This is a genomic window from Sulfurihydrogenibium azorense Az-Fu1 (genome assembly GCF_000021545.1).
Lineage (GTDB): Bacteria > Aquificota > Aquificia > Aquificales > Hydrogenothermaceae > Sulfurihydrogenibium > Sulfurihydrogenibium azorense.
Genome location: NC_012438.1, coordinates 1,420,900 through 1,442,957, shown reverse-complemented (window position 1 = coordinate 1,442,957; position 22,058 = coordinate 1,420,900). Strand labels below are relative to the sequence as shown.

Here is a 22,058-nt window from a genome sequence, read left to right as displayed (position 1 = left end):
TTGATGACAGTTGATATATCTTCTTTACCAAAAAAAGCTTTAAGGGACACTTACGGAGAAGTTTTAGTTGAACTTGGTAAAATAGATCCTAACATGGTCGTTTTAGATGCAGATTTGTCAGAATCTACAAGAACACATAAATTTCATGAAGCTTTTCCAGAAAGATTTTTTAATGTTGGGATAGCAGAGCAAAACTTAATAGGTATAGCAGCAGGTTTAGCATACACCGGAAGAACTGTCTATGCTTCATCCTTTGCAATATTTTTATCAGGAAGACCGTGGGAGATAATTAGACAACAGATAGCCTACAACAAACTCAATGTAAAGTTAGTTGCATCCCATGGAGGTGTTTCTGTAGGCCAAGACGGAGCTTCCCATCAGATGAATGAAGATATTTCCCTGATGAGAACTCTTCCTAATATGAATGTAATAGTACCAGCAGACAGCGTAGAGATGGAAAAGGTTTTAAAGAAAGTCCACTGGATAAAAGAACCTTTTTACATAAGAATGAGTAGAGAAAAATTTCCAGTGATAATGCCTCAAGATTACGAATTTGAATTAGGGAAAGGTTATGTGTTAAAAGAAGGAGAAGATGTTTCTGTAATAGCTTGTGGTGTTATGGTATCAATAGCACTTCAAGCAGCTTACGAGCTGGAAAGTGAAGGGATAGACGTTGAAGTTATAAACATGGCATCTATAAAGCCTATAGATAGAGAGTTGATAGTCCAGACAGCGAAGAAAACAAAAGCTGTAGTAACTTCAGAAGAGCACTCTATAATAGGCGGTCTTGGTAGTGCAGTAGCAGAAGTCTTAGGAGAAGAATGTCCTACCATCTTAGTAAGACACGGTGTAGAAGATAGATTTGGTATATCTGGTCCAGCTTGGGAAGTAATGGAAGAGATGGGATTATCAGTAGAAGGTTTAAAAAATAAAGTAAGGTTAGCTCTTTCTAAAAAAACAAAATGATAGTAAAGATATGTGGAATAACCCAGCCTCAGCAGGCTAAGGAGATATCTCAGCTCGGTGCCAACTACTTAGGCACCATCTTTTACCCAAAAAGCCCCAGATACGTAGATTTAGATAAAATAATAGAGATAAAACAATCACTGAATGAAAGTACAAAGTTAGTAGTTGTAGTGGTAAACCAAGATGAAAAAACAGTAGAAGAGCTGCTTTACATAGCAGATATAATCCAGTTTCACGGGGATGAAGATTACAGCTTTGTAAAAAACTTTCCAAAAGACAGAGTTATAAAAGTGTTTCGTATTAAAGAAGAGTCTCAAATTAAACAGATGGAAGAGTATATGAAAGATGATTACTGCTTGCTTTTAGACACTTACAAAGAAGGTATGTACGGTGGAACAGGAGAGACAATAGACATACAGCTTTTAAAAAAAGTTTTAAAACTTTATGATAAAATTATTGTATCTGGAGGGCTTGGGCTGGATAACATAAAGGAAGTTTTAAGCCAGATAAAGCCTTACGGAGTAGATGCTTCATCAAAACTTGAGATTAAACCTGGAATAAAAGATATTAGCAAGGTAAAACAGTTTATAGAGATTGTAAAAAGTTATGAGTCAAATAATTAAAAATATAAAACCAATTTGGGAAGAAAAAACAACACCTATAGTAGACTTTCTTTATAAGATAAATGTATCACCAAATATTTTGACAGTAGTGGGTTTGGTCTTTGTTTTTGTAGGAAGTTTCTTTATTATTAAAGGTATGTTTTTAGTGGCTGGTATTTTTATACTGGTAGGAAATTTATGTGATGCTCTTGATGGGTACTTGGCAAGGAAGTACAACCAGCAGACATTAATGGGTGCATTTTTAGACTCTGTTATAGATAGGTACTCTGATATAATACCTATTCTATCTTTAATGTACTACTTTAAGAATGATGATTTATTTTTCATTTCCTCATCTTTGGCGTTAATAGGCTCTTACATGACAAGTTATACAAGGGCAAGGTCAGAAAGTTTAGGAGTAGAGTGTAAAGTTGGCATAATGGAAAGACCAGAAAGGTCTTTTGTTTTAATACTCTCCCTGCTAACTGGATTTTTAATCTACGGTGTTGGAATAATTGCATTTTTCTCAAATATTACTGTAATACAAAGAGTTATATGTTTTTATAAAAGTGGAAAGTAATCAACAGGGTGGAGGAAAACTAAATGAGAAAAGAACCTATATACTACTATGATTTAGAAAAAGATAAGTTTTTAGTTGAAGGTTTTGAGGTATTAGCAGACTTCCCTTACCTTCTTTCAAATCCGGAGATAGACTACAAGACATTTATCCACCATTTGGATTTACTAAAAAATGAAGATAAAAAGTATGTATACCATATCAACATAGGTACAAAGACTTTGGAAAAGTATATAGATAAAATAATAGAAGCTATAAAGAAACATCCATTAAAAGATAACTTAGTTATAGAAATATTAGAAGAATCCCATTCTAAAGTAGACTCGTTTATAGAGAAACTCCATCAAAATGCTATAAAAATGTCTATAGATGACTTTGGAACAGAGAGTGCAAACCTTGATAGGGTTATAAAAAATATAGATTTTATAGAAAGTATAAAGATAGACAGGGTGGTTTGGAAAAATTTTACAGAAATTGTTAAAAGTTTAGTAGAATCAAACCTTATAAAAAAAGCAAATATAAAAATTCTTGCAGAAAAAGTAGAAACTGAAGAAGAAGTGAGAAAACTTATCTCATCAGGTGTTAGATATTTTCAAGGGTGGTATTTTAAGGATTTTAAAACTATTGTTTCAAAAGAGAATTTAGAAGATATAAACTTAATACTACAGGATTCTGAACTACTTTCCTATTTATTCAAAAAAACTTTAAAAATATCAAGTTACGATAGTATTGAAGACTTACTAAATACTTTTAAAGCAGTAATAATAGCCCATTTTTACAATATTCCTATAGAAAATAAAGAAGAGTTTGAACAGATTTTAGATATGGTACATAAAAAAGAAAGTTTAAATATCTGCCACAATTTGGATGAAGTAGCTCAAAAAACGTTAAAGAAGTTAAATTTCATTCTTGCATCTTTACAGACCCTTGAAAATCTTTTAAATAAGCTTAAAAATGAAAGAAATAAGATAGAAACTCTTAATGAGATTATGATTGTAAGAGATAGTTTAAAAAAATACAACCTTGATTTAAAGTACCTTCTTGAAAATTTTAAAACTATTCCCCATGAAGATTTTATATCTAAAAAAGAGTTTATGTCTACGTTAAAATACAGGTTTAATAAAAAGCTTCCAACTACTATAGTTTACCTGTATTTCCCTTCTCTTCGTAATGTTTTTTTTAATAAAGGTGTTTATTACTATAAACTGACATTAGACTACTTAATAAATAAACTAAACTACTATCTACCAAAGGATACTGTTGGTGCTCTTGTAGATAATTTTACCATAGGAATTATATTAGATGGGAATATAAAGAAAAATCAAAAATTAATAGATAGCTTGAAAAAACATCTTTCAAACACTACATTTCAGATAGAAAAAAAGTTTATAGAACTAGAACCTAAAATTGCATATACAGACTTTAAAGAAAGTGATGAAGACTCAGAAAAACCTATCTACAGAATTGAAGCTCTTCATTACGAACTTACAAACTTTAATCAAGATGTTGCAAGTGAGTAAAGGATGCTGTCTTCTGTAAGGATAAAAAAGTTTCTATACATTAAAGATGTTGAGATAGACCTACACCCTAAAATGAATGTATTTACAGGAGAAACGGGAGTAGGAAAGTCCTTAGTAATAGATGCTATAACGTTTGTCTTAGGAGAAAAAGGAAATTACGAAGAAGAAGACTACGTAGAGTTAACCTTTGAAGTTGATAACGACTATTCAGAAGATGGTATTTTAGTTATTGCAAGACAGATAAAAAACGGAAAGAGTCTTTACTACCTAAACGGTAGAAAAGTAGGAAAATCCCTTATACAAGAGGTAAGTAGAGACCTTATAGAAGTCCATGGACAACATTACAGCCAAAGACTGTTTGATAAAGATTACCACAGGGAAGTTTACGATAAATATCTAAAGATAGAAGACAAACTACAAGAGTTTCAGCAGCTGTATATTCAGTATCAAAAACTAAAAAAAGAGTATGAAGACATTATCCTAAAACAGTCAGACAGGCTTCAAAAGATAGACTTTTTACAGTTTCAGATAAACGAGCTACAAAGTGCAAACCTGAAAGAAGGAGAAAAACAAAAACTCGAACAAGAGTATAACTACTACTCAAACATACAAACAATAAAAGAAAGTGTAGAGTTTACAAAAGCTTTAATATCCCAAGAAAACGGTATACTTCAAAATCTATCTACAGCTGTAAAAAGTATATCAAAAGTATCAGATTTTGAAGAAAGACTGTCTAAAGTGTTAGACAATTTAGAAAACGCAAAAACCTTGATTGAAGAAACCTACTACGACCTTGAAGACTTTGATTTAGACTTTAACCAAGAAAAACTCCATCAGATAGAAGAAAGGTTAAACTTAATCAATCACTTAGAAAGAAAGTACGGCTACGATGAAAAAGGATTAATCAACCTTCTTGAAAATCTACAAAATGAGTTGGAGACACTACTACACCTTGAAGATAAAACACCTATTTTAGAAAGTCAGTTAAAACAACTCCACAGCCTTGTAGTTGAAAAAGCCAATGAACTATCTAATATAAGAAAAAGTAAAGTTAAAGAGTTTGAGGAAGAGGTGTTAAACCATCTAAAAGACCTTGCCTTTAAATCAGCTGACTTTAAAGTGTTAATACAAGAAAAAGAGTTAGACAGATACGGAATAGATAAAGTCCAGTTTTTATTTTCTGGTAATAAAGGGTTTGAGCCAAAACCTTTAGATGAGATAGCTTCAGGAGGAGAGATATCAAGACTTTCTTTAGTATTAAAACTAATATCTAAAAAGTCTGTTAACACTATGATTTTTGACGAGATAGATACAGGTATAGGTGGTATAACAGCTGTATCTATGGCAAAGAAGTTAAAACAGCTCTCTAAAGACTTTCAAATTATTCTAATAACTCATCTTCCACAGATTGCAGTTATAGGAGATAAACATTTTTATATAGATAAACAAGAAGAAAACGGAAAGACAAGAGCAGTTATAAAACAGTTAACCCAAGATGAAAGAATTAAAGAGATTGCAAGAATGTTAAGTGGAATAGTAAACGAAGACTCTATAAACCTTGCAAAAGAACTTTTAAAACAAGGAGAAGTATGGACAAGATAGTTATTCACGGAGCAAGACAACATAACCTTAAGAATATAGATTTAGAATTACCAAAAAACAAACTTATTGTAATAACTGGACCTTCAGGGTCTGGAAAGTCTTCCCTTGCTTTTGATACAATTTACGCAGAAGGACAAAGAAGGTACGTAGAAAGTCTGTCTGCTTACGCAAGACAATTTTTAGGTATTATGGAAAAACCTGATGTAGACAGTATAGAAGGTTTATCTCCTGCTATTGCTATAGACCAAAAAACTACATCAAAGAATCCAAGGTCTACAGTCGGAACGATAACAGAAATTTATGATTATTTAAGACTATTGTTTGCCAGAGTTGGAAAGGCTCACTGTCCAGAGTGTGGAACGGAGATATCCTCCCAATCTCCTCAAGAGATATCAGAAAGTATAATGAAGCTCCCAGAAGGAACAAAAATTCAAATTCTTGCACCTATCGTTAGAGGACAGAAAGGAGAGCATAAAGAAGTCTTAGAAAGGATAAAAAGGCTTGGATATCCAAGAGTTAGAATAGATGGAGAGATTTACCTTACAGAAGAGATACCAAAACTTGAAAAGAATAAAAAACATACTATAGAGATAGTTGTAGATAGAATAACTGTAAAAGAAGGTATAAGAACAAGGGTAAACGATTCTGTAGAACAAGCTTTAAAACTATCTGATGGGCTTGTTGTAATAAACATAGTAGACCGTCAAGAAGATATAATCTACAGTGAAAAATTTGCCTGCCCAGTACACAACTTCTCAATCCCAGAACTATCTCCGAGATTATTTTCATTTAACAGTCCTTATGGAGCTTGCCCTGTCTGTAAAGGTCTTGGTGTTATACACAAGATAGACGAGTCTGCTTTAATTGATGAAAACAGGTCTGCAATAGAGGCTTTCAGAATATCTGATAGTCTATCTTTTAAATACATCAAGGCAATGGTAGGAGAAATTTTAGACCTTCATAGAGTAAACAGATACAAGAAATTTAAAGACCTTCCACCACACATAAAACACGAGATACTTTACGGAGATGAGTATTTTGAAGGTATAATTCCACACCTTGAAAAAAAGTTTTTAGAAACAGATGTAGAAAAGTACAGAGAAGAAATCGGAAAGTACATTAAAGAGATAAAATGTCTTGAGTGTAAAGGCTCAAGGCTGAGAAAAGAAGCTCTAACGGTTTTAGTTGGAGGAAAGAATATATACGAAGTTGTCCAGATGGATATAAGTCTGGCTTACAGATTTTTTGAAGAGTTTGAAAAATCTCCTATGTCAGAAAAAGATAAAGTTGTAGCAGAAAAAGTTATAAAAGAAATTAAAGAGAGGTTAAAGTTTTTAATAGATGTTGGTCTTGATTACCTTACTTTAGAAAGGTCTGCTACCACTTTAAGTGGAGGAGAAGCCCAGAGAATAAGACTTGCAACCCAGATAGGGTCAAAACTGTCAGGTGTTTTATACGTCTTAGATGAACCTTCAATAGGACTTCATCCAAGGGACACAGAAAAGCTTATTAACACTTTGAAAGAACTTAGAGACTTAGGAAATACTGTTATAGTTGTAGAACACGACCCTGAAACAATAGAAGAAGCTGACTATATAGTTGATATAGGACCTGGTAGTGGTGTTTATGGAGGACAGATTACAGCTGTAGGAACTGTAGAGGAGATAAAGCAAAATCCAAACTCTCTAACAGGAAAGTACTTAAGTGGAAAACTTAAAATACCTTTACCTAAAGAAAGAAGAAGGATAAAAGACAAATACTTAACGATTTACGGTGCAAGACACCATAACCTTAAAAATATAGATGTTAAAATACCTTTAGGTGTCTTTGTGGCTATAACAGGTGTATCTGGAAGTGGAAAATCAACGCTTATATACGATATACTTTGGCAAGCAGCAAAAAATAGATTTTATGAAACAAATGAAGAAGTAGGACTTCACGACAAAATAGAAGGATGGGAACATATAGATAAGGTTATAAACGTTGACCAATCTCCAATAGGAAGGACACCAAGGTCAAACCCAGCTACATACACAAAGGTGTTTGACTATATAAGGGAACTTTTTGCATCAACCATAGAAGCAAAGGCAAGGGGATACACTGCAGGCAGATTTTCTTTTAATGTTAAAGGTGGTAGATGTGAAGCTTGTCAGGGAGAAGGTGTAGTAAAAATCGAGATGCACTTTTTACCAGATATATACGTAACTTGTGAAGTGTGCGGAGGAAAAAGGTACAACAAAGAAACTTTGTCTATTCTATACAAAGGAAAAAATATAGCAGACGTTTTAGATATGACAGTAGCCGAAGCTTTAGAGTTTTTTGAAAATGTACCTACCATTAGGAATAAGCTTAAAGTTCTTCATGATGTAGGACTTGATTATATAAAGTTAGGTCAGCCTGCTACCACTTTAAGTGGTGGAGAAGCTCAAAGGATAAAACTGTCAAGAGAGTTATCAAAAAGGGACACAGGAAGAACTCTATACCTTTTAGATGAACCTACTACAGGACTTCATTCCCATGATGTTGCAAAACTAATTCAAGTACTAAATAAACTTGTAGATAAAGGAAACACTGTAGTTGTCATAGAACATAACTTAGATGTTATAAAATGTGCAGACTGGATAATAGACCTTGGCCCTGAAGGAGGAGAAAAAGGAGGGCAGATAGTAGCCCAAGGGACTCCAGAAATGGTAGCATCTAACGAAAACTCTTACACTGGAAGGTTTTTAAAAAAGTATTTAGTTTAGATTATCTATCTTTTTACAGCTTCACTACCATACATGTTGTAGCTTTTTTTACTCCTGGTATAGAGTTTATGTCCCTTATTACAACTTTTCCTATTTCGTTTTGGTCTTGTCCAACTAAATAAACAATAATGTCGTATATTCCTGTTACTACGTCTGCAGACTTTACGTTAGGGACACTTGCCAAAGCTTTTAAAATAGCAGGGATCTCAGAAGGATTTGCCTCTATCAATACGTAAGCTGAAGCTGCCGTACTTATTTCAATATCTTTAAGTAATTCTTCAAAGGTTATTGGAACTTCTTCTAACTTTTCCATATTCTCTCCTCTCTTTTTTTATAAAATATATCTACTTAAATCTTCGTTAGATATTATATCTCCAAGTTTTTCTCTTACAATGTTTGCGTCAATAATCACTTTTTGACCTTTTAAGTCCGGAGCGTTAAATGAGTAATCTTCCATTATTTTTTCTAAGATTGTATGTAGTCTTCTTGCACCTATGTTTTCTGTCTTTTCGTTTACTTCTTGGGCAAGTCTTGCTATCTCTTCTATAGCATCTTGTGTAAATTCTAACTCTACTCCTTCTGTTAACATAAGGGCTTTATACTGTTTTATAAGTGCATTTTTAGGCTCAGTTAGTATCCTTACAAAGTCTTCTTTAGTCAGAGGTTTTAGTTCAACTCTTATGGGAAATCTACCTTGGAGCTCTGGAATTAAGTCAGAAGGTTTTGAGAGATGAAATGCACCAGCTGCTATAAAAAGTATATGGTCTGTTCTTACAGGTCCGTACTTTGTAGATACAACAGTTCCTTCAACTATGGGTAGTAAGTCTCTTTGAACACCTTCCCTTGATACGTCAGGTCCAGACCTACTACTTGATTTTGAAGCTACTTTATCTATCTCGTCTATAAAAACAATTCCAAAGTTTTCCACTCTCTTTATAGCTAAAGATTGGACTTCATCCATATCTATCAGTTTTTCTGCTTCTTCGTTTTCTATTACTTTTAATGCCTCTTTTACAGTAAGTTTTCTCTTTTTACTTCTAGAGGGACCTAGTGAAGAGAATATCTCTTTTAACTGACTTTCTATATCTTCTAACCCTGGAACAACAACCCCACCAATTACGGCTTGAGCTTTTTCCGTTACGTCTATCTCAACAACTCTATCATCTAATAATCCTTCCTTTAACATTTGCCTAAATTTTTCTCTTGCAGGAGATTCTTCCTCTTCTTCTGTTAAGCTACCGTATCTTCTTGGTCTTTTTGGTACTAAGTAGTCTAAAACTTTTTCTTCAGCTATCTTTCTAGCTTTTTCTCTTACTTCTTCCATTTTTTCTGCTTTTACCATTTTAAAGGCAACGTCAGTAAGCTCTCTAATGATTGACTCTACATCTCTTCCTACGTATCCTACTTCTGTGAACTTTGTTGCTTCAACTTTTATAAAAGGTGCTTTTACTAAAGCTGCTAGTCTCCTAGCTATCTCAGTTTTACCTACACCTGTAGGACCTATCATCAGTATGTTTTTTGGTATTACTTCATCTCTCAGATCTTCTGGTAGGTTTTGTCTTCTCCATCTATTTCTAAGAGCTATAGCTACAGCCTTTTTTGCTTCATATTGTCCAACTATATACTTATCTAACTCTTCTACTATCTGTTTAGGTGTTAATTCTTCCCTTACTTCCACTTACTCCTCCTTTAATCTTCTAAAGTTGAGATGTCTCCAAGTTCTTGTCCTAACTCTTTGGCTCTTAACACTCTTCTCATTATTTTGCCGCTTCTTGTCTTTGGTAGTTTATCTACAAACTCTATCTCGTCTGGAACTGCTATAGCTCCAAGTACTTCTTTAACTGTTTCTTTTATTTCTTCTACAAGTTCAGCAGAAGGAGTATAACCTTCTTTTAAAACAACAAACGCTTTTATAGACTCTCCTTTTATCTCGTTTGGTTTTCCTATTACAGCAGCTTCTGCTACTGCTGGATGTTCTATTATAGCTGACTCAACTTCCGCATTACCTATTCTGTGTCCTGCAACACTTAAAACATCATCAGCTCTTCCAAGTATCATTATATAACCATCTTCATCTATTGTAGCAAGGTCTCCAGCTGAGTAAACGTTTCCGGGGATTTCTTTCCAGTACTTTTCATACCTTTCAGGCTCTCCCCAACAAGTTCTAAGCATAGAAGGCCAAGGCTTCTTTATAACAAGGTGTCCTATCGTGTTAGGTGGCAGTGAGTTTCCTTCTTTATCTACAATGTCAGGAACAACACCAAATAGAGGTTTTCCTGCTTTTCCTGGTTTTGCAGGATAACAAGGTAAAGTAGTTATCATATGAGCTCCTGTTTCTGTTTGCCACCAAGTATCTACAACTACAGCTTTTCCTCTACCTATGTTTTTGTAGTACCAAAGCCAAGCTTCTGGATTTATTGGCTCTCCTACAGACCCTAAAATTTTTAAAGATGATAAATCGTACTTCGCAGGTATCTCGTCTCCAAATCTCATAAGCATCCTTATAGCTGTAGGAGCTGTGTAGAATACGTTAACTCTGTATTTGTCTACATACTCCCACCATATTCCAGGATGAGGGTATACAGGCACTCCTTCCATCATTACAATAGTTGTCCCATTTAAAAGTGGTCCATAGACTATATAGCTATGACCTGTTATCCAGCCTATATCTGCAGTACACCAGTAAACAGTATCTTCTTTTATGTTAAACACTGTTTTAGTAGTTAGGTAAGTGTTTACCATATATCCACCGACTGTGTGTAGCACACCTTTTGGCTTTCCTGTTGTTCCCGATGTGTAAAGTATAAACAGAGGGTCTTCTGAATCCATAACCTCAGGATTGAAGTAGGGAGAAGATGTTTTTATCAACTCCTCAAAACTTACAAACTTCTTACTAAACTCAGATTCTTCTAACTCTCTATCTCTATCCCAAACTATTACATTCTTGACAAAATCTAAGTCATATATGGCTTCTTTCACAATTGGAAGTAGAGGAATCTTTTTGCCCCTTCTCTTTGTGTAGGTTGCAGTTATAACAACTTTTGCCTTTGCGTCGTTTATTCTTAACTTTAAGGCTCCTTCACTAAATCCAGCGAAAACTACACTGTGTATAGCTCCTATTCTTGCACAGGCAAGCATAGAAATTACAGCTTCTACCGTGTTTGGCATATATATAGAGACCCTATCTCCTTTTGATACACCTAACGACTTTAATCCGTTTGCAAGTCTGTTTACTTGTTCGAGTAATTCTCCGTAAGTGAGTTTTTTCTCATTTCCTTCTTCATCTACTGATATGTAAGCTACTTTATTTCTTCTACCTTTTTCAATGTTAGCATCTAAACAATTATAAGTTATGTTTGTTTTTCCATTTACAAACCACTTTGCATAAGGGAAGTTCCACTCTAAGACCTTGTCCCACTTTTGAAACCAGTGAAGCTGTGATGCAACTTCTGACCAGAATTCTTCTGGGTTTTCTATAGATTTTTTATACATACTTTCGTAATCTTGAACGATACACTCTTTTTTAATATCTTCTGGTGGATAGAAAATTTCTTTTACCTGAAGGTGAACTTGCTCTAAATTTTCCATCTTTTACCCCCTCTTTAGGATTTATATAAAACTATGTTTGATTTTTAGATTTATCAAGCCTGTTTTTGTAAGAAGCTTCTACAAAACTTACAAATAAAGGATGGGGGGCAAATGGTTTACTTTTAAACTCTGGATGAAACTGACAAGCTATAAACCATCTGTGGTTAGGTATTTCTACTATTTCTGGTAAATTTCTTGCTTTATACACTCCAGAAACAACTAAACCTTTTTCTTCTAAAATAGGAACATACTTGGGGTTAAACTCGTACCTGTGTCTGTGCCTTTCTGATATCTCGTTTTGTCCGTATATCTGGTATGCTTTTGTACCCGGTTTTAAAGTACATTTGTAAGCTCCAAGTCTCATAGTTCCACCTTTTTTGTCTACATTCTTTTGGTCAGGCATTATATCTATAACTGGATGGGGTGTAAATGGATTAAACTCTGTTGAGTTTGCTCCTTCAAGACCAGCTACAGACCTTGCAAACTCTATAACTGCTATTTGCATACCAAGACATATTCCAAAGTATGGAATGTTATTTTCTCTTGCATACTTGGCAGTTAGTATCTTTCCTTCTATCCCTCTGTCTCCAAATCCACCGGGGACTAGTATTCCATCAAGGCCTTTTAACATTTCTTGATAATTTTCTTGGTTTATCTTCTCTGAGTTTATCCAATGGATGTTGATTTTTACTTTGTTTGGAATTTGGGCATGTATTAAAGATTCGTTTATACTTTTGTAGGCATCTTTTAGTTCTACATACTTTCCAACTATACCTATATCAACTTCTTTCTCTAATTTTGATAGAGCTGTAACTATCTTTTTCCATTTTGATAAGTCAGGTTCTCTATACTCAAGGTTAAGATGTTTTGCTATTGCCTTATCAAGACCTTCTTTTTTAAAGTAGAGGGGTATTTCGTATATTATATCTAAATCTGGAGCTGAGAATACAGAGTCTTCATCAACGTTGGTAAATAGAGATAATTTTCTTTTGATGTCTTTTGGAAGTGGAAACTCTGACCTTCCTATTAAGATGTCAGGCTGGATACCAATAGCCCTTAATTCCTTTACAGAGTGTTGACTTGGTTTTGTTTTTAGTTCTCCTGCAACTTTGATGTAAGGTACATAGGTTAGGTGTATATACATCACATCTTCTTTCTTGTTTTCTATTCCCATCTGTCTGATTGCTTCTAAAAATGGCAGACTCTCTATGTCTCCTACCGTTCCACCTATCTCAACTAAGGTTATATCATGGTTTTCCGCAACTTTTTCTATGGATTTTTTAATCTCGTTTGTAAAGTGAGGTATAACCTGAACTGTAGCTCCTAAAAAAGCTCCCCTTCTTTCTTTTTCAAGAAGGTTATGGTATAGCTTTCCTGAGGTAGTGTTGTTATGTTTTGTCATTACTGCGTTTGTAAATCTTTCGTAGTGGCCAAGGTCAAGGTCTGTCTCAGCTCCATCTTCTGTCACAAAAACTTCTCCGTGTTGGTAAGGATTCATCGTTCCCGGATCTATGTTTAAGTAAGGGTCAAGTTTCATAAGGGTTATTTTATAACCCATACTCTCTAAGATTGAACCTATTGCAGCTGATGTAACACCTTTTCCTAAGGAAGATAAAACACCACCTGTTATGAATATATACTTTTTCAATCCTACACCTCAGGTTATAGTTTTAGTTTTCCTTTAAACTGTTTCTCTATCTCTCTTCTTGTTTCTTTTTCTTTTATATCTTCTCTCTTTTCGTACTTAACTTTACCTTTGGCAAGGGCTATCTCTACTTTAGCTTTTCCGTTTTTAAAGTAAACTTGTAAAGGGACAATTGTAAGACCTTTTTCTTTTACTTTTCCCATAAGTCTTAGTATCTCCCTTTTATGAAGTAAAAGTTTTCTTTTTCTATAAGGGTCGTGTCCAAGTTTGTGGGCAGGTTTGTAAGGTGCAATGTAGCAGTTGTAAAGCCATGCCTCCCCATCTTCAATTATAACAAAACTATCTTTTAAATTACAAGCTCCTTCCCGTAAAGACTTTACCTCTGAACCTGTAAGCACAATACCAGCTTCGTACTTCTCAAGTATGTTGTAATCATGAAATGCTTTTTTGTTTGTTGCAACAACTTTAACAGACATTAAAATCAGCTCCGTTTTTAACTATTCCTTATTTTAAAAGATAACTCTTTTACTGTATCAACCAAGTACTTTACTTTCTCAACATCCATATCTGGATTTAGCCCGTGTCCAAGGTTAAATATATGTCCCGAATCTTTTCCCCAGCTTTCTAATATATACTCAGCCTCTTTTTTAATAGCATTTTTTTCTGCATATAAAATTGTAGGGTCTAGGTTTCCTTGAACAGCTGCATTAGGATATATTTTATTTTTTACATCTTTTATATCTACCATCCAGTCCACACTGTAAACATCAGCTCCAGATTCACCTATAAAGTCTATAACTCCTGCTACTCCTTTTGAAAAGTGAATAACAGGTTGATAGTCTTTTTTGAGATTCTTGATTATTTTCTTTATAGGTGGTAAAGCAAACTCTTTGTAATCTTTCGGCGAGAGATGTCCCGCCCAACTATCAAATATCTGAACAGCATCAGCTCCAGACTTTATTTGGAAGTTTAAGTAATCAATAATAACATCAGCTATTATATCTAAAAGTTTTTTAAACTCTTGTGGATTGTCGTACATAAACTTTTTTGCCTTTTTAAAATCTCGGCTACCTCTTCCTTCTATCATGTATGCGGCTAAAGTAAAAGGAGCTCCTGCAAAGCCTATAACGGGCAGTTCTCTGTTTAAGGTTTGATTTACTCCTTTTATTATCTCTCCTACGTAATGTACATCTTCTGTGTTAAAAGGTTTTAGATTTTCTACATCTTCCACAGATTTAATAGGATTTTCAAATACAGGTCCTTCTCCTTCTTTAAAGTCAAACTTCATACCTATTGATTCCAGTGGAGTAAGTATGTCTGAAAAAATTATTATTGCGTCAACATCAAGAATTTTTTTAGGTAGTAGTGAAGCCTCTACTGCAAGGTCTACGTTTTTGTAGAAGTTTTTAAAACTTCCTGCTTTTTCTCTTAGCTCTCTATACTCTTTCATATACCTACCTGCCTGTCTCATAAGCCAGATAGGTGTTCTTTCTATCTTTTGGTTTTTACAAGCTTTTAAAAATAGGTCATTTTTTAAATTCATTATTTAAGCTCCATATTTTTAAATGCTCTTTTAAGTATCTTTCCCGGTTTAAAGTGAACTGTTTTAGAATAACTTACCCTTTTCTTACCTTTTAGGGGTTTTTTCCTTTTTAACACTTTAAATGTTCCAAGTTTTCTTATTTCTATCTTTTCTCCAGATGCTAGTCCTTCTATCATTTTATCAAATATAGCGTCAACTACTTTTTTTATCTCTTTAGAGTCTATATTTGTATACTTTTCTTTTAATATCTTTACAATATCAGACTTTTTCATACAAGCTCCTCCATATTAATATTCATTTTTATTAGTTGTTCTTTACATCTATCACAGACTTTCTGCCCGTTTCTTCCAACAGATTCATCGTATATCCAACATCTTGGACATTTTTCACCTTTTGCCCTACCGACTGCAACTGTAGAGCCTTTTACAGACTCTCCTTCTATCACTACCTCTGCCTGTGGATTTTCTGATAACTCTACCTGACTTACAGTAAAGAAAAACTTAATCCAGTCTACCCTTTCTTCAATAAGTTGTTTATAGTCTTGTGGAAGTTTTAAGATAACTCTTGCCTCGTAAGGGTGTCTAACTAAATCTTTTTTTCGTGCCTCTTCAACTGCCTTTAGTACATCGTCTCTTATCTGTAGAAGTTTTTCATAGACATTTTCTAAATCTTTGTCTATATACTCTGAGTTTACAGAAGGCAGTAGTTCAAGATGTATACTTTCTTTTAAAGAAGGATCTATCTTCCTTGTATACTGCCATACTTCTTCAGTTGTAAAAGATATTATAGGTGCAAGTAGTTTATTTAGTGATAAAAGAAGCTCCCAAAGAGCTGTTTGTGCAGACTTTCTTTCTAAAGATTTAGGTGCGTATATGTATAAACGGTCTTTTAGTATGTCTAAGTAAATAGCAGAAAGGTCAACTATAAAGAAGTTTTTAACACTGTGGTATATCTTGTGGAATTTTCCCTCTTCATAGGCTTTGTCAGAAAGCTGTATAAGACCTTGCAGTTTAGATAGTATCCATCTATCAAGCTCAAGCATATCTTTGTATTCTACCTTGTCTTGGGAAGGGTTAAAGTCGTAGAGGTTTCCTAAGAAGAATCTAAATGTGTTTCTTATTTTTCTATAGTCTTCGGCTATCCTTTTTATTAGGTTAAAACCTATTTTTATATCTTCTGTGTAATCTTCTGTAACGACCCACAGTCTTAAGATATCAGCTCCGTACTCGTTTATAACTTTCTCTGGAGCTACAACGTTCCCTGCAGATTTAGACATTTTTCTGCCTTTTTCATCAAGGGTAAATCCGTGGGTTAAAACACTGTCGTAAGGAGCTCTGTTATAAGAAGCCACAGACTCTAAAAGTGAAGACTGGAACCATCCCCTGTGCTGGTCTGACCCTTCTAAGTACATATCAGCAGGCCACCTTAACTCTTCCCACTCTCCGTACTTTAAAACTGCAGCGTGAGACACGCCAGAATCAAACCAAACATCAAGAATGTCTTCTTCCTTTTTAAAGTTTTGACTGCCACACTTTTTACATCTATACCCTTCTGGTAATAATTCTTTTACATCTTTCTCAAACCATACATCAGCTCCGTACTCATTGTTTTTGACTAAGTTTGCAACATGCTGGAAAACCTCCATATCTTTAACTATCTCACCACAGTCCTGACAGTAAAAGACTGTAATAGGTACTCCCCAACTTCTCTGTCTTGATATACACCAGTCAGGTCTATTCTCTACCATACTTTTTATTCTGTTTTGACCGTAAGAAGGTATCCATTTAACTCTTTCAATCTCTTTTAATGCTTCTCCTCTAAGGGTGTTTCCACCTTCTAATATAGCATCCATTGAGATAAACCACTGGGGAGTAGCTCTGAATATTACAGGATTTTTACATCTCCAGCAGTGTGGGTAGGAGTGGTTTATAACTTCTTTGTGTATTAGAGCTCCTACTTCTTCAAGTTTGTTTATTATAATTTCATTTGCATCAAAAACCCTTACTCCTTCAAGCCAAGATGGAGCTTCTTTTGTAAATCTTCCTTCATCATCAACAGGAGCAAAAGGTTCTACTTTATACCTTTGACCTATTATATAGTCTTCCTGACCATGTCCTGGAGCCATATGAACAAGTCCAGTACCAGCTGACAACTCTACAAACTCAGAGAGGTATATTTTTGAAACTCTATCAATAAACGGATGGTAGTACTCTTTAAATTCAAGGTCTTTTCCTTTAACTTCTTTTATAACTTCACCTTCTAAATTTGTCTTTTCTTTAAAACTTTCTAACAACTCTTTTGCAATGATTAAAGTACCTTTTTCTGTTTTGTAGTAAACATAATCATACTCAGGGTGAACCATTATTCCAAGGTTTGCTGGAAGCGTCCAAGGAGTAGTTGTCCAGATAACAGGGTAGGCGTCTTCATCTACAAGTTTAAACTTTACGTAGATGGAAGGGTCTTTCTTTTCTTGGTACTCAACCTCTGCCTCAGCTTCTGCAGTTTTATCGTAAATACACCAGTAAACAGGTTTTTTTCCTCTGTATGCTACACCTTTTTCAAATATTCTTCCAAGCTCTAAAATCTCTTGAGCTTGGTAAGATGGTTTCATAGTAAGGTACGGGTTTTCCCAGTTTCCTATGATTCCCAGTCTTTTAAACTCTTGTTTTTGTATTTCTACAAATGTTTTTGCGTATTCTCTACAAAGTTTTCTAAATTCTGACTTTGGAATATCTTCTTTTTTTATTTTCTTTTCTTTTAGCTGTTTTTCAACTTGCTGCTCTATAGGTAGTCCGTGGCAATCCCACCCTGGAACGAATGGAGCGTCTTTACCTTTCATAGACTGATACTTAACAAGAATATCTTTTAAAATCTTGTTTAATGCGTGTCCTATGTGAATATGACCGTTTGCGTAAGGTGGTCCATCATGAAGTATATACTTCTCTTTTCCTTTTCTTTCTTCTCTTAACTTTCCATATAGGTTTATCTTATCCCAAAGGGATAGTATCTCTGGTTCTTTATTTGGTAAGTTTGCCTTCATAGGAAAGTCTGTCTGAGGTAAGTTTAAAGTATCTTTAATTTCCAACTATTTAAACCTCCTTCAAGTTTGGAAAGTATTATTATACCACTTTTAAAGATAAAAAACCTCTTGACAAATCAATAAATTAGGAGTTAAACTTAGATATCACTTTATTTAGGAGGGTTTTTCATGACTAAGTCAGAATTAATCGCAAAGGTAGCTGAAAAGGCAGGCCTTAAAAAGGCTGAAGCGGAAAGAGCTGTAAACGCAGCTATTGAAGCTGTTGTAGAAGCTCTTTCTAAGGGGGAAAGAACAGCTATTCCTGGTCTTGGCGTTTTCAACGTTAGAGAAAGAAAAGCAAGAAAAGGTAGAAACCCAAGAACAGGAAAAGAGATTAAAATCCCTGCAAGAAAAGTGGTAGCATTTACAGCTGCTAAATCTTTAAAAGAAGCTTTAAACGCTAAGAAAAAGTAATTTCTTAGATATTACGGGGCTTTAAAGCCCCGTTTTTATATTATTTATAAACTTCTGTTCCAATACCTTCTTGGGTGAATATCTCTAATAGTATACAATGTGGTATTCTACCATCTAATATGTGTGCTTTGTTTACACCGTTTTCAACAGCATAGGTACAAGCTTTTACCTTTGGAATCATTCCACCTTTTATTACTCCTGTCTTTATCATCTCTTCAATCTCTTTAGTTGATACTGAAGATAAAGTTTTACCTTCTGAGTCTTTTAAACCTTCTATGTCTGTTAGGAATATAACTTTTTCAGCTTTTAAAGATACAGCTATTGCAGATGCTACTAAATCAGCGTTTATGTTGTATGCGTTACCTTCATCATCATATCCTATAGGAGCTATCACTGGAATGTAGTTATCTTCATCAAGATTTATCAAAAGTGAAGGGTCAACCTCTTCAACCTCTCCAACATGTCCAAGGTCTAGTAATTCTGTAGGTCTAAAGTCTCCCATTGATTTAAAGTACTCTTCAGCGTCTAACTTTTTCGCTTTTATAAGACCACCATCTTTCCCTGTAATACCAACTGCCTTTACATGTCCTCCTGAGTAGCTGTTTATAAGTTGAACGATACTTTTATTTACAAGGCCACCTAAAACCATCTCAACTATGTCCATAGTCTCTTTATCTGTTACTCTTAAACCACCTACAAATTTAGACTCTAGCCCCATCTTTTTTAGGTACTGACCTATCTGAGGTCCTCCACCATGGACAATTACAGGGTTAATACCGATATACTTAAGCATAATAACATCTTGAGCAAAAGCAGACCTTAGGTCAGCTTTATCCATGGCATTTCCACCGTATTTAATAACAAAAGTTTTTCCTCTAAAGGTTCTAATGTAAGGTAATGCCTCAAGTAAAATACTCGCCTTTTCAACAACTCTTTCCAATATGAAACCTCCGTGATTTTTAAAAGAAAATTATAATACACTGAGTTTAAAGATAAGAATTTTTTGTTAACCTTTTTATTTTGAGTGAGTAAGGATTTAAAAAAAAGAATGACCCCAACGGGATTTGAACCCGTGTCGCCGGCGTGAAAGGCCGGTGTCCTAGGCCAGGCTAGACGATGGGGCCATATTCTTTTGAAGTGAGTCGCCTGGGAATCGAACCCAGGACCACCGGTTTAAAAGACCGGTGCTCTACCGACTGAGCTAGCGACTCACAATCGAGATTAATAATATATCACATTTGATTTTAAAATGCAATACCTGTGTATAAGTTTCAATACACAGTGAACACCTACCCCTTTAAAATAATTTCAACAAAAACAGGAGGTAGGTTATATGAAAGGTATTATAGGAACCCCTATGTATATGACAACACTCTTTCCTAAAAAACTATCAAACAAGATTAAAGACATTCCTTTAACAAAAGAAGCCAAAAAAAGACTAAAATGGATACAGCACTACCAAGATACAAAAAATATATCCAAAACCTGCAGATACTTCGGAATATCAAGAACTACCTTCTATAAATGGTTTGAAAGATACAAAAAAGACGGACTTGAAGGACTTCTTGATAGACCTAAAACACCAAAAAACACAAGAAAACCAACTATAAGAAATCAGTACAGAGAACAAATAATAAAAGTCAGGAAACAAAACCCAACTTGGAGCAAAGAAAAAATATCGGCATATCTACAAGAAGAAAAAAACATAAAAGTATCACCATCTACAGTGTATAAAGTATTAAAAGAAGAAGGATTAATAGAGAGAACAAAATCAATTAAAATACAAAACAAAAGAAAAAAGAGTATAAAGAAGAAAAGGACAAAAAGAGGCTTGCAAGCACAAGCCCCAGGGGATGTAGTACAAATAGACGTAAAACACCTGAACATCGCAGGTGCAACATATTACCAATTCACAGCTATAGATAAGTATAGCAGATTTTGTTTTGCACGGGTATATGAAAGTAAAAATTCAAAGAAAACAAAAGAATTTTATATTGAGTTAAATGAGTATTTTGAATTTGAGATAAAGAGGGTACAAACAGATAACGGGAGTGAGTTTTTAGGGGAGTTTAACAAGTATTTAACGGATATAGGAGTGGAGCATTACTTTAGCTATCCAAGGAGTCCAAAGACTAATGGTGTTGTAGAAAGATTGATAAGGACAATAGAAGAGGAGTTATGGTTGATAGAGGGATTAGATTACACATTAGAGGAGATGAATAAGAAGTTAAGGAAGTATGTAAGGAAGTACAATTTTATAAGGCCACATCATTCTTTAGGATACAAAAGACCAGCAGACATTGTTTATGGAGTATGATAAAATTTTTAGGTGAAGGTGTTCACGATGTATAGAACTCATACATACCTGTTATAATAAAGTCAAAAAATTCGGAGGTAAAAATGCCGAAACTCGTTTTAGTAAGACATGGACAGTCTTTTTGGAACCTTCAAAACAGGTTTACTGGATGGGTTGATGTTCCCCTTACAGAAAAAGGTAAAGAAGAAGCTTTTAAAGCTGGAGAACTTTTAAAGGATATAAGGTTTAATGTTGCTTACACTTCTGCTTTAACAAGGGCTCAAGAAACACTTAGAATAATCCTTGAAGTGATAGGACTTCAAATTCCTGTTATAAAAGACCAAGCTTTAAATGAAAGACATTATGGTGCTTTACAAGGTTTAAATAAAGATAGAGCAAGACAGAAGTATGGAGCTGAGATAGTTCACCTTTGGAGAAGAAGTTACGATATAGCTCCACCTGAGGGAGAGTCTTTGAAAGATACAGCTGCAAGAACTATACCCTTTTTAGAAAGGGCTATATTAGGTGATATATATGAAGGAAATGATGTTTTAGTAGTAGCTCACGGAAACTCTTTAAGGTCTATTATCATGTATTTAGAAAAGTTAACTCCAGAAGAGATAATAAAGGTTGAACTTGATACAGGAGTGCCAATAGTATACGAGATGGATAAAGAAGGTAATGTTTTAAATAAAGAGATAAGAAGACATTAAAAGAGGGAGTTATGAGATACTTAATAGCAGCAAACTGGAAGATGAACAAAACTGTAGCAGAATCTATTGATTATATAGAAATATTTAAAGATCTTGTTAAAGAGGTGGAAGGAGTAGAAATTATGATAGCTCCTTCCTTTACAGCTTTATCTTCTGTTTCTATTTTACTTGAAAAAACAAACATTAGTTTAGGTGCTCAAAATATGTTTTATGTAGAAAGAGGAGCTTACACTGGTGAGATATCTCCTATTATGCTTACTGAACTTAACGTTAAATATGTGATACTTGGACATTCTGAGAGAAGACATATCTTTGGTGAAAAAGATGAACTAATTAATAAAAAAGTTTTAACTGCTGTAGAGTTTGGTTTAAGGCCTATTCTATGTGTAGGAGAAACATTAGAAGAAAGAGAGCTTGGCAAAACTATGAATGTAGTTGAAAGACAGATAAGAGCCGGTATTGCAGGGTTAGAAAGAGAGATAAGCCTTATAGACATTGCTTACGAACCAGTATGGGCGATAGGAACAGGAGTAAATGCAACTGTAGAACAAGCTCAAGAGGTACATCATTTTATTAGAAATCTTATTAACGATATAAGTAAAGGAAATGATAAAGATACGAGAATACTTTATGGTGGTAGTGTAAATGAAAAAAATGCTTCTGAATTGATAAAAGCTCCTGATGTTGAAGGATTTTTAGTTGGAACCGCAAGTCTTGACCCACAAAAGTTTTATAAAATAATTTTATCTTCTTTGGAGGTTTAAAG

At 34.3% G+C, this 22,058-nt stretch carries 19 protein-coding genes and 2 tRNA genes; 10 read left to right on the top strand and 11 right to left on the bottom strand.

What is annotated here, in order from left to right; genetic code table 11:
- Nucleotides 1-3 precede the first annotated feature (3 nt).
- Genes SULAZ_RS07550 through uvrA form a run of 6 tightly spaced genes read left to right on the top strand, consistent with a single transcriptional unit; the run spans nucleotide 4 to nucleotide 8,014 of the window.
- Nucleotides 4-966 (top strand): transketolase family protein, encoded by a 963-nt coding sequence (locus SULAZ_RS07550; protein WP_012674110.1) that lies wholly within the window; start codon nucleotides 4-6, stop codon nucleotides 964-966.
- Entirely contained in the window at nucleotides 963-1,589 is a 627-nt protein-coding gene (locus SULAZ_RS07545; protein ID WP_012673539.1) for a phosphoribosylanthranilate isomerase, read from the top strand. The genes SULAZ_RS07550 and SULAZ_RS07545 overlap by 4 nt, the downstream gene beginning before the upstream one ends.
- Nucleotides 1,573-2,148, top strand: a complete 576-nt coding sequence (locus SULAZ_RS07540) for a CDP-alcohol phosphatidyltransferase family protein (protein WP_012674705.1) — start codon at nucleotides 1,573-1,575, stop codon at nucleotides 2,146-2,148. The genes SULAZ_RS07545 and SULAZ_RS07540 overlap by 17 nt, the downstream gene beginning before the upstream one ends.
- Before the next feature lie 23 nt (nucleotides 2,149-2,171).
- On the top strand, nucleotides 2,172-3,665 hold the full coding sequence (locus SULAZ_RS07535; RefSeq protein ID WP_012674890.1) for an EAL domain-containing protein: 1,494 nt from the start codon (nucleotides 2,172-2,174) through the stop codon (nucleotides 3,663-3,665).
- 3 nt (nucleotides 3,666-3,668) lie between these two features.
- Complete coding sequence (recN, locus tag SULAZ_RS07530) at nucleotides 3,669-5,267, top strand: DNA repair protein RecN (RefSeq protein ID WP_012674543.1); 1,599 nt, start codon at nucleotides 3,669-3,671, stop codon at nucleotides 5,265-5,267.
- Nucleotides 5,255-8,014, top strand: coding sequence for an excinuclease ABC subunit UvrA (uvrA, locus tag SULAZ_RS07525; protein ID WP_012674873.1), 2,760 nt, complete (start codon nucleotides 5,255-5,257; stop codon nucleotides 8,012-8,014). Before recN ends, uvrA begins: the two co-directional genes overlap by 13 nt.
- A gap of 13 nt (nucleotides 8,015-8,027) precedes the next feature.
- Here uvrA and SULAZ_RS07520 read toward each other — a convergent pair whose 3' ends face one another.
- From SULAZ_RS07520 to ileS, 8 genes are read right to left on the bottom strand one after another with little or no spacing between them, the layout of a single operon-like run.
- Nucleotides 8,028-8,327 (bottom strand): Lrp/AsnC family transcriptional regulator, encoded by a 300-nt coding sequence (locus tag SULAZ_RS07520; protein ID WP_012673915.1) that lies wholly within the window; start codon nucleotides 8,325-8,327, stop codon nucleotides 8,028-8,030.
- Between the two features lie 18 nt (nucleotides 8,328-8,345).
- Nucleotides 8,346-9,692, bottom strand: a complete 1,347-nt coding sequence (hslU, locus tag SULAZ_RS07515; RefSeq protein ID WP_012675106.1) for an ATP-dependent protease ATPase subunit HslU — start codon at nucleotides 9,690-9,692, stop codon at nucleotides 8,346-8,348.
- Nucleotides 9,693-9,703: 11 nt separating this feature from the next.
- On the bottom strand, nucleotides 9,704-11,602 hold the full coding sequence (acs, locus tag SULAZ_RS07510) for an acetate--CoA ligase (protein ID WP_012674072.1): 1,899 nt from the start codon (nucleotides 11,600-11,602) through the stop codon (nucleotides 9,704-9,706).
- A 31-nt stretch (nucleotides 11,603-11,633) separates the two neighbouring features.
- Nucleotides 11,634-13,250: a CTP synthase gene (pyrG, locus tag SULAZ_RS07505; RefSeq protein WP_012674084.1), complete on the bottom strand. Its 1,617-nt coding sequence runs from the start codon at nucleotides 13,248-13,250 to the stop codon at nucleotides 11,634-11,636.
- A gap of 14 nt (nucleotides 13,251-13,264) precedes the next feature.
- Complete coding sequence (smpB, locus tag SULAZ_RS07500; protein WP_012673599.1) at nucleotides 13,265-13,723, bottom strand: SsrA-binding protein SmpB; 459 nt, start codon at nucleotides 13,721-13,723, stop codon at nucleotides 13,265-13,267.
- 17 nt (nucleotides 13,724-13,740) lie between these two features.
- The gene (hemE, locus tag SULAZ_RS07495; RefSeq protein WP_012674327.1) at nucleotides 13,741-14,790 is read right to left on the bottom strand and encodes a uroporphyrinogen decarboxylase; all 1,050 of its coding nucleotides are present in this window, start codon (nucleotides 14,788-14,790) and stop codon (nucleotides 13,741-13,743) included.
- A complete protein-coding gene (locus SULAZ_RS07490) occupies nucleotides 14,790-15,062 on the bottom strand; it encodes an HU family DNA-binding protein (protein ID WP_012673831.1) in 273 nt (90 codons plus the stop codon). The genes hemE and SULAZ_RS07490 overlap by 1 nt, the downstream gene beginning before the upstream one ends.
- Nucleotides 15,059-17,875, bottom strand: a complete 2,817-nt coding sequence (ileS, locus tag SULAZ_RS07485) for an isoleucine--tRNA ligase (protein ID WP_012673835.1) — start codon at nucleotides 17,873-17,875, stop codon at nucleotides 15,059-15,061. Before ileS ends, SULAZ_RS07490 begins: the two co-directional genes overlap by 4 nt.
- A gap of 123 nt (nucleotides 17,876-17,998) precedes the next feature.
- Here ileS and SULAZ_RS07480 point away from each other — a divergent pair, with 123 nt between their 5' ends.
- On the top strand, nucleotides 17,999-18,283 hold the full coding sequence (locus tag SULAZ_RS07480; RefSeq protein WP_012675031.1) for an HU family DNA-binding protein: 285 nt from the start codon (nucleotides 17,999-18,001) through the stop codon (nucleotides 18,281-18,283).
- A 40-nt stretch (nucleotides 18,284-18,323) separates the two neighbouring features.
- Here the strand turns inward: SULAZ_RS07480 and argB are convergent, their stop codons facing one another.
- From argB to SULAZ_RS07465, 3 genes are all read right to left on the bottom strand, one after another.
- Entirely contained in the window at nucleotides 18,324-19,223 is a 900-nt protein-coding gene (gene argB / locus SULAZ_RS07475) for an acetylglutamate kinase (RefSeq protein ID WP_012674657.1), read from the bottom strand.
- A gap of 109 nt (nucleotides 19,224-19,332) precedes the next feature.
- Nucleotides 19,333-19,407 (bottom strand) — tRNA-Glu (locus SULAZ_RS07470).
- A 14-nt stretch (nucleotides 19,408-19,421) separates the two neighbouring features.
- A tRNA-Lys gene (locus SULAZ_RS07465) sits at nucleotides 19,422-19,494 on the bottom strand.
- Nucleotides 19,495-19,616: 122 nt separating this feature from the next.
- Between SULAZ_RS07465 and SULAZ_RS07460 the strand changes: the two genes are divergently transcribed.
- The 3 genes from SULAZ_RS07460 (at nucleotide 19,617) to tpiA (ending at nucleotide 22,056) form a co-directional block, all read left to right on the top strand.
- Nucleotides 19,617-20,600, top strand: a complete 984-nt coding sequence (locus SULAZ_RS07460; protein WP_012673450.1) for an IS481 family transposase — start codon at nucleotides 19,617-19,619, stop codon at nucleotides 20,598-20,600.
- Between the two features lie 83 nt (nucleotides 20,601-20,683).
- Nucleotides 20,684-21,292, top strand: a complete 609-nt coding sequence (locus SULAZ_RS07455) for a 2,3-bisphosphoglycerate-dependent phosphoglycerate mutase (protein WP_012674470.1) — start codon at nucleotides 20,684-20,686, stop codon at nucleotides 21,290-21,292.
- Between the two features lie 11 nt (nucleotides 21,293-21,303).
- Nucleotides 21,304-22,056 (top strand): triose-phosphate isomerase, encoded by a 753-nt coding sequence (gene tpiA / locus SULAZ_RS07450; RefSeq protein ID WP_012673751.1) that lies wholly within the window; start codon nucleotides 21,304-21,306, stop codon nucleotides 22,054-22,056.
- Nucleotides 22,057-22,058 lie beyond the last annotated feature (2 nt).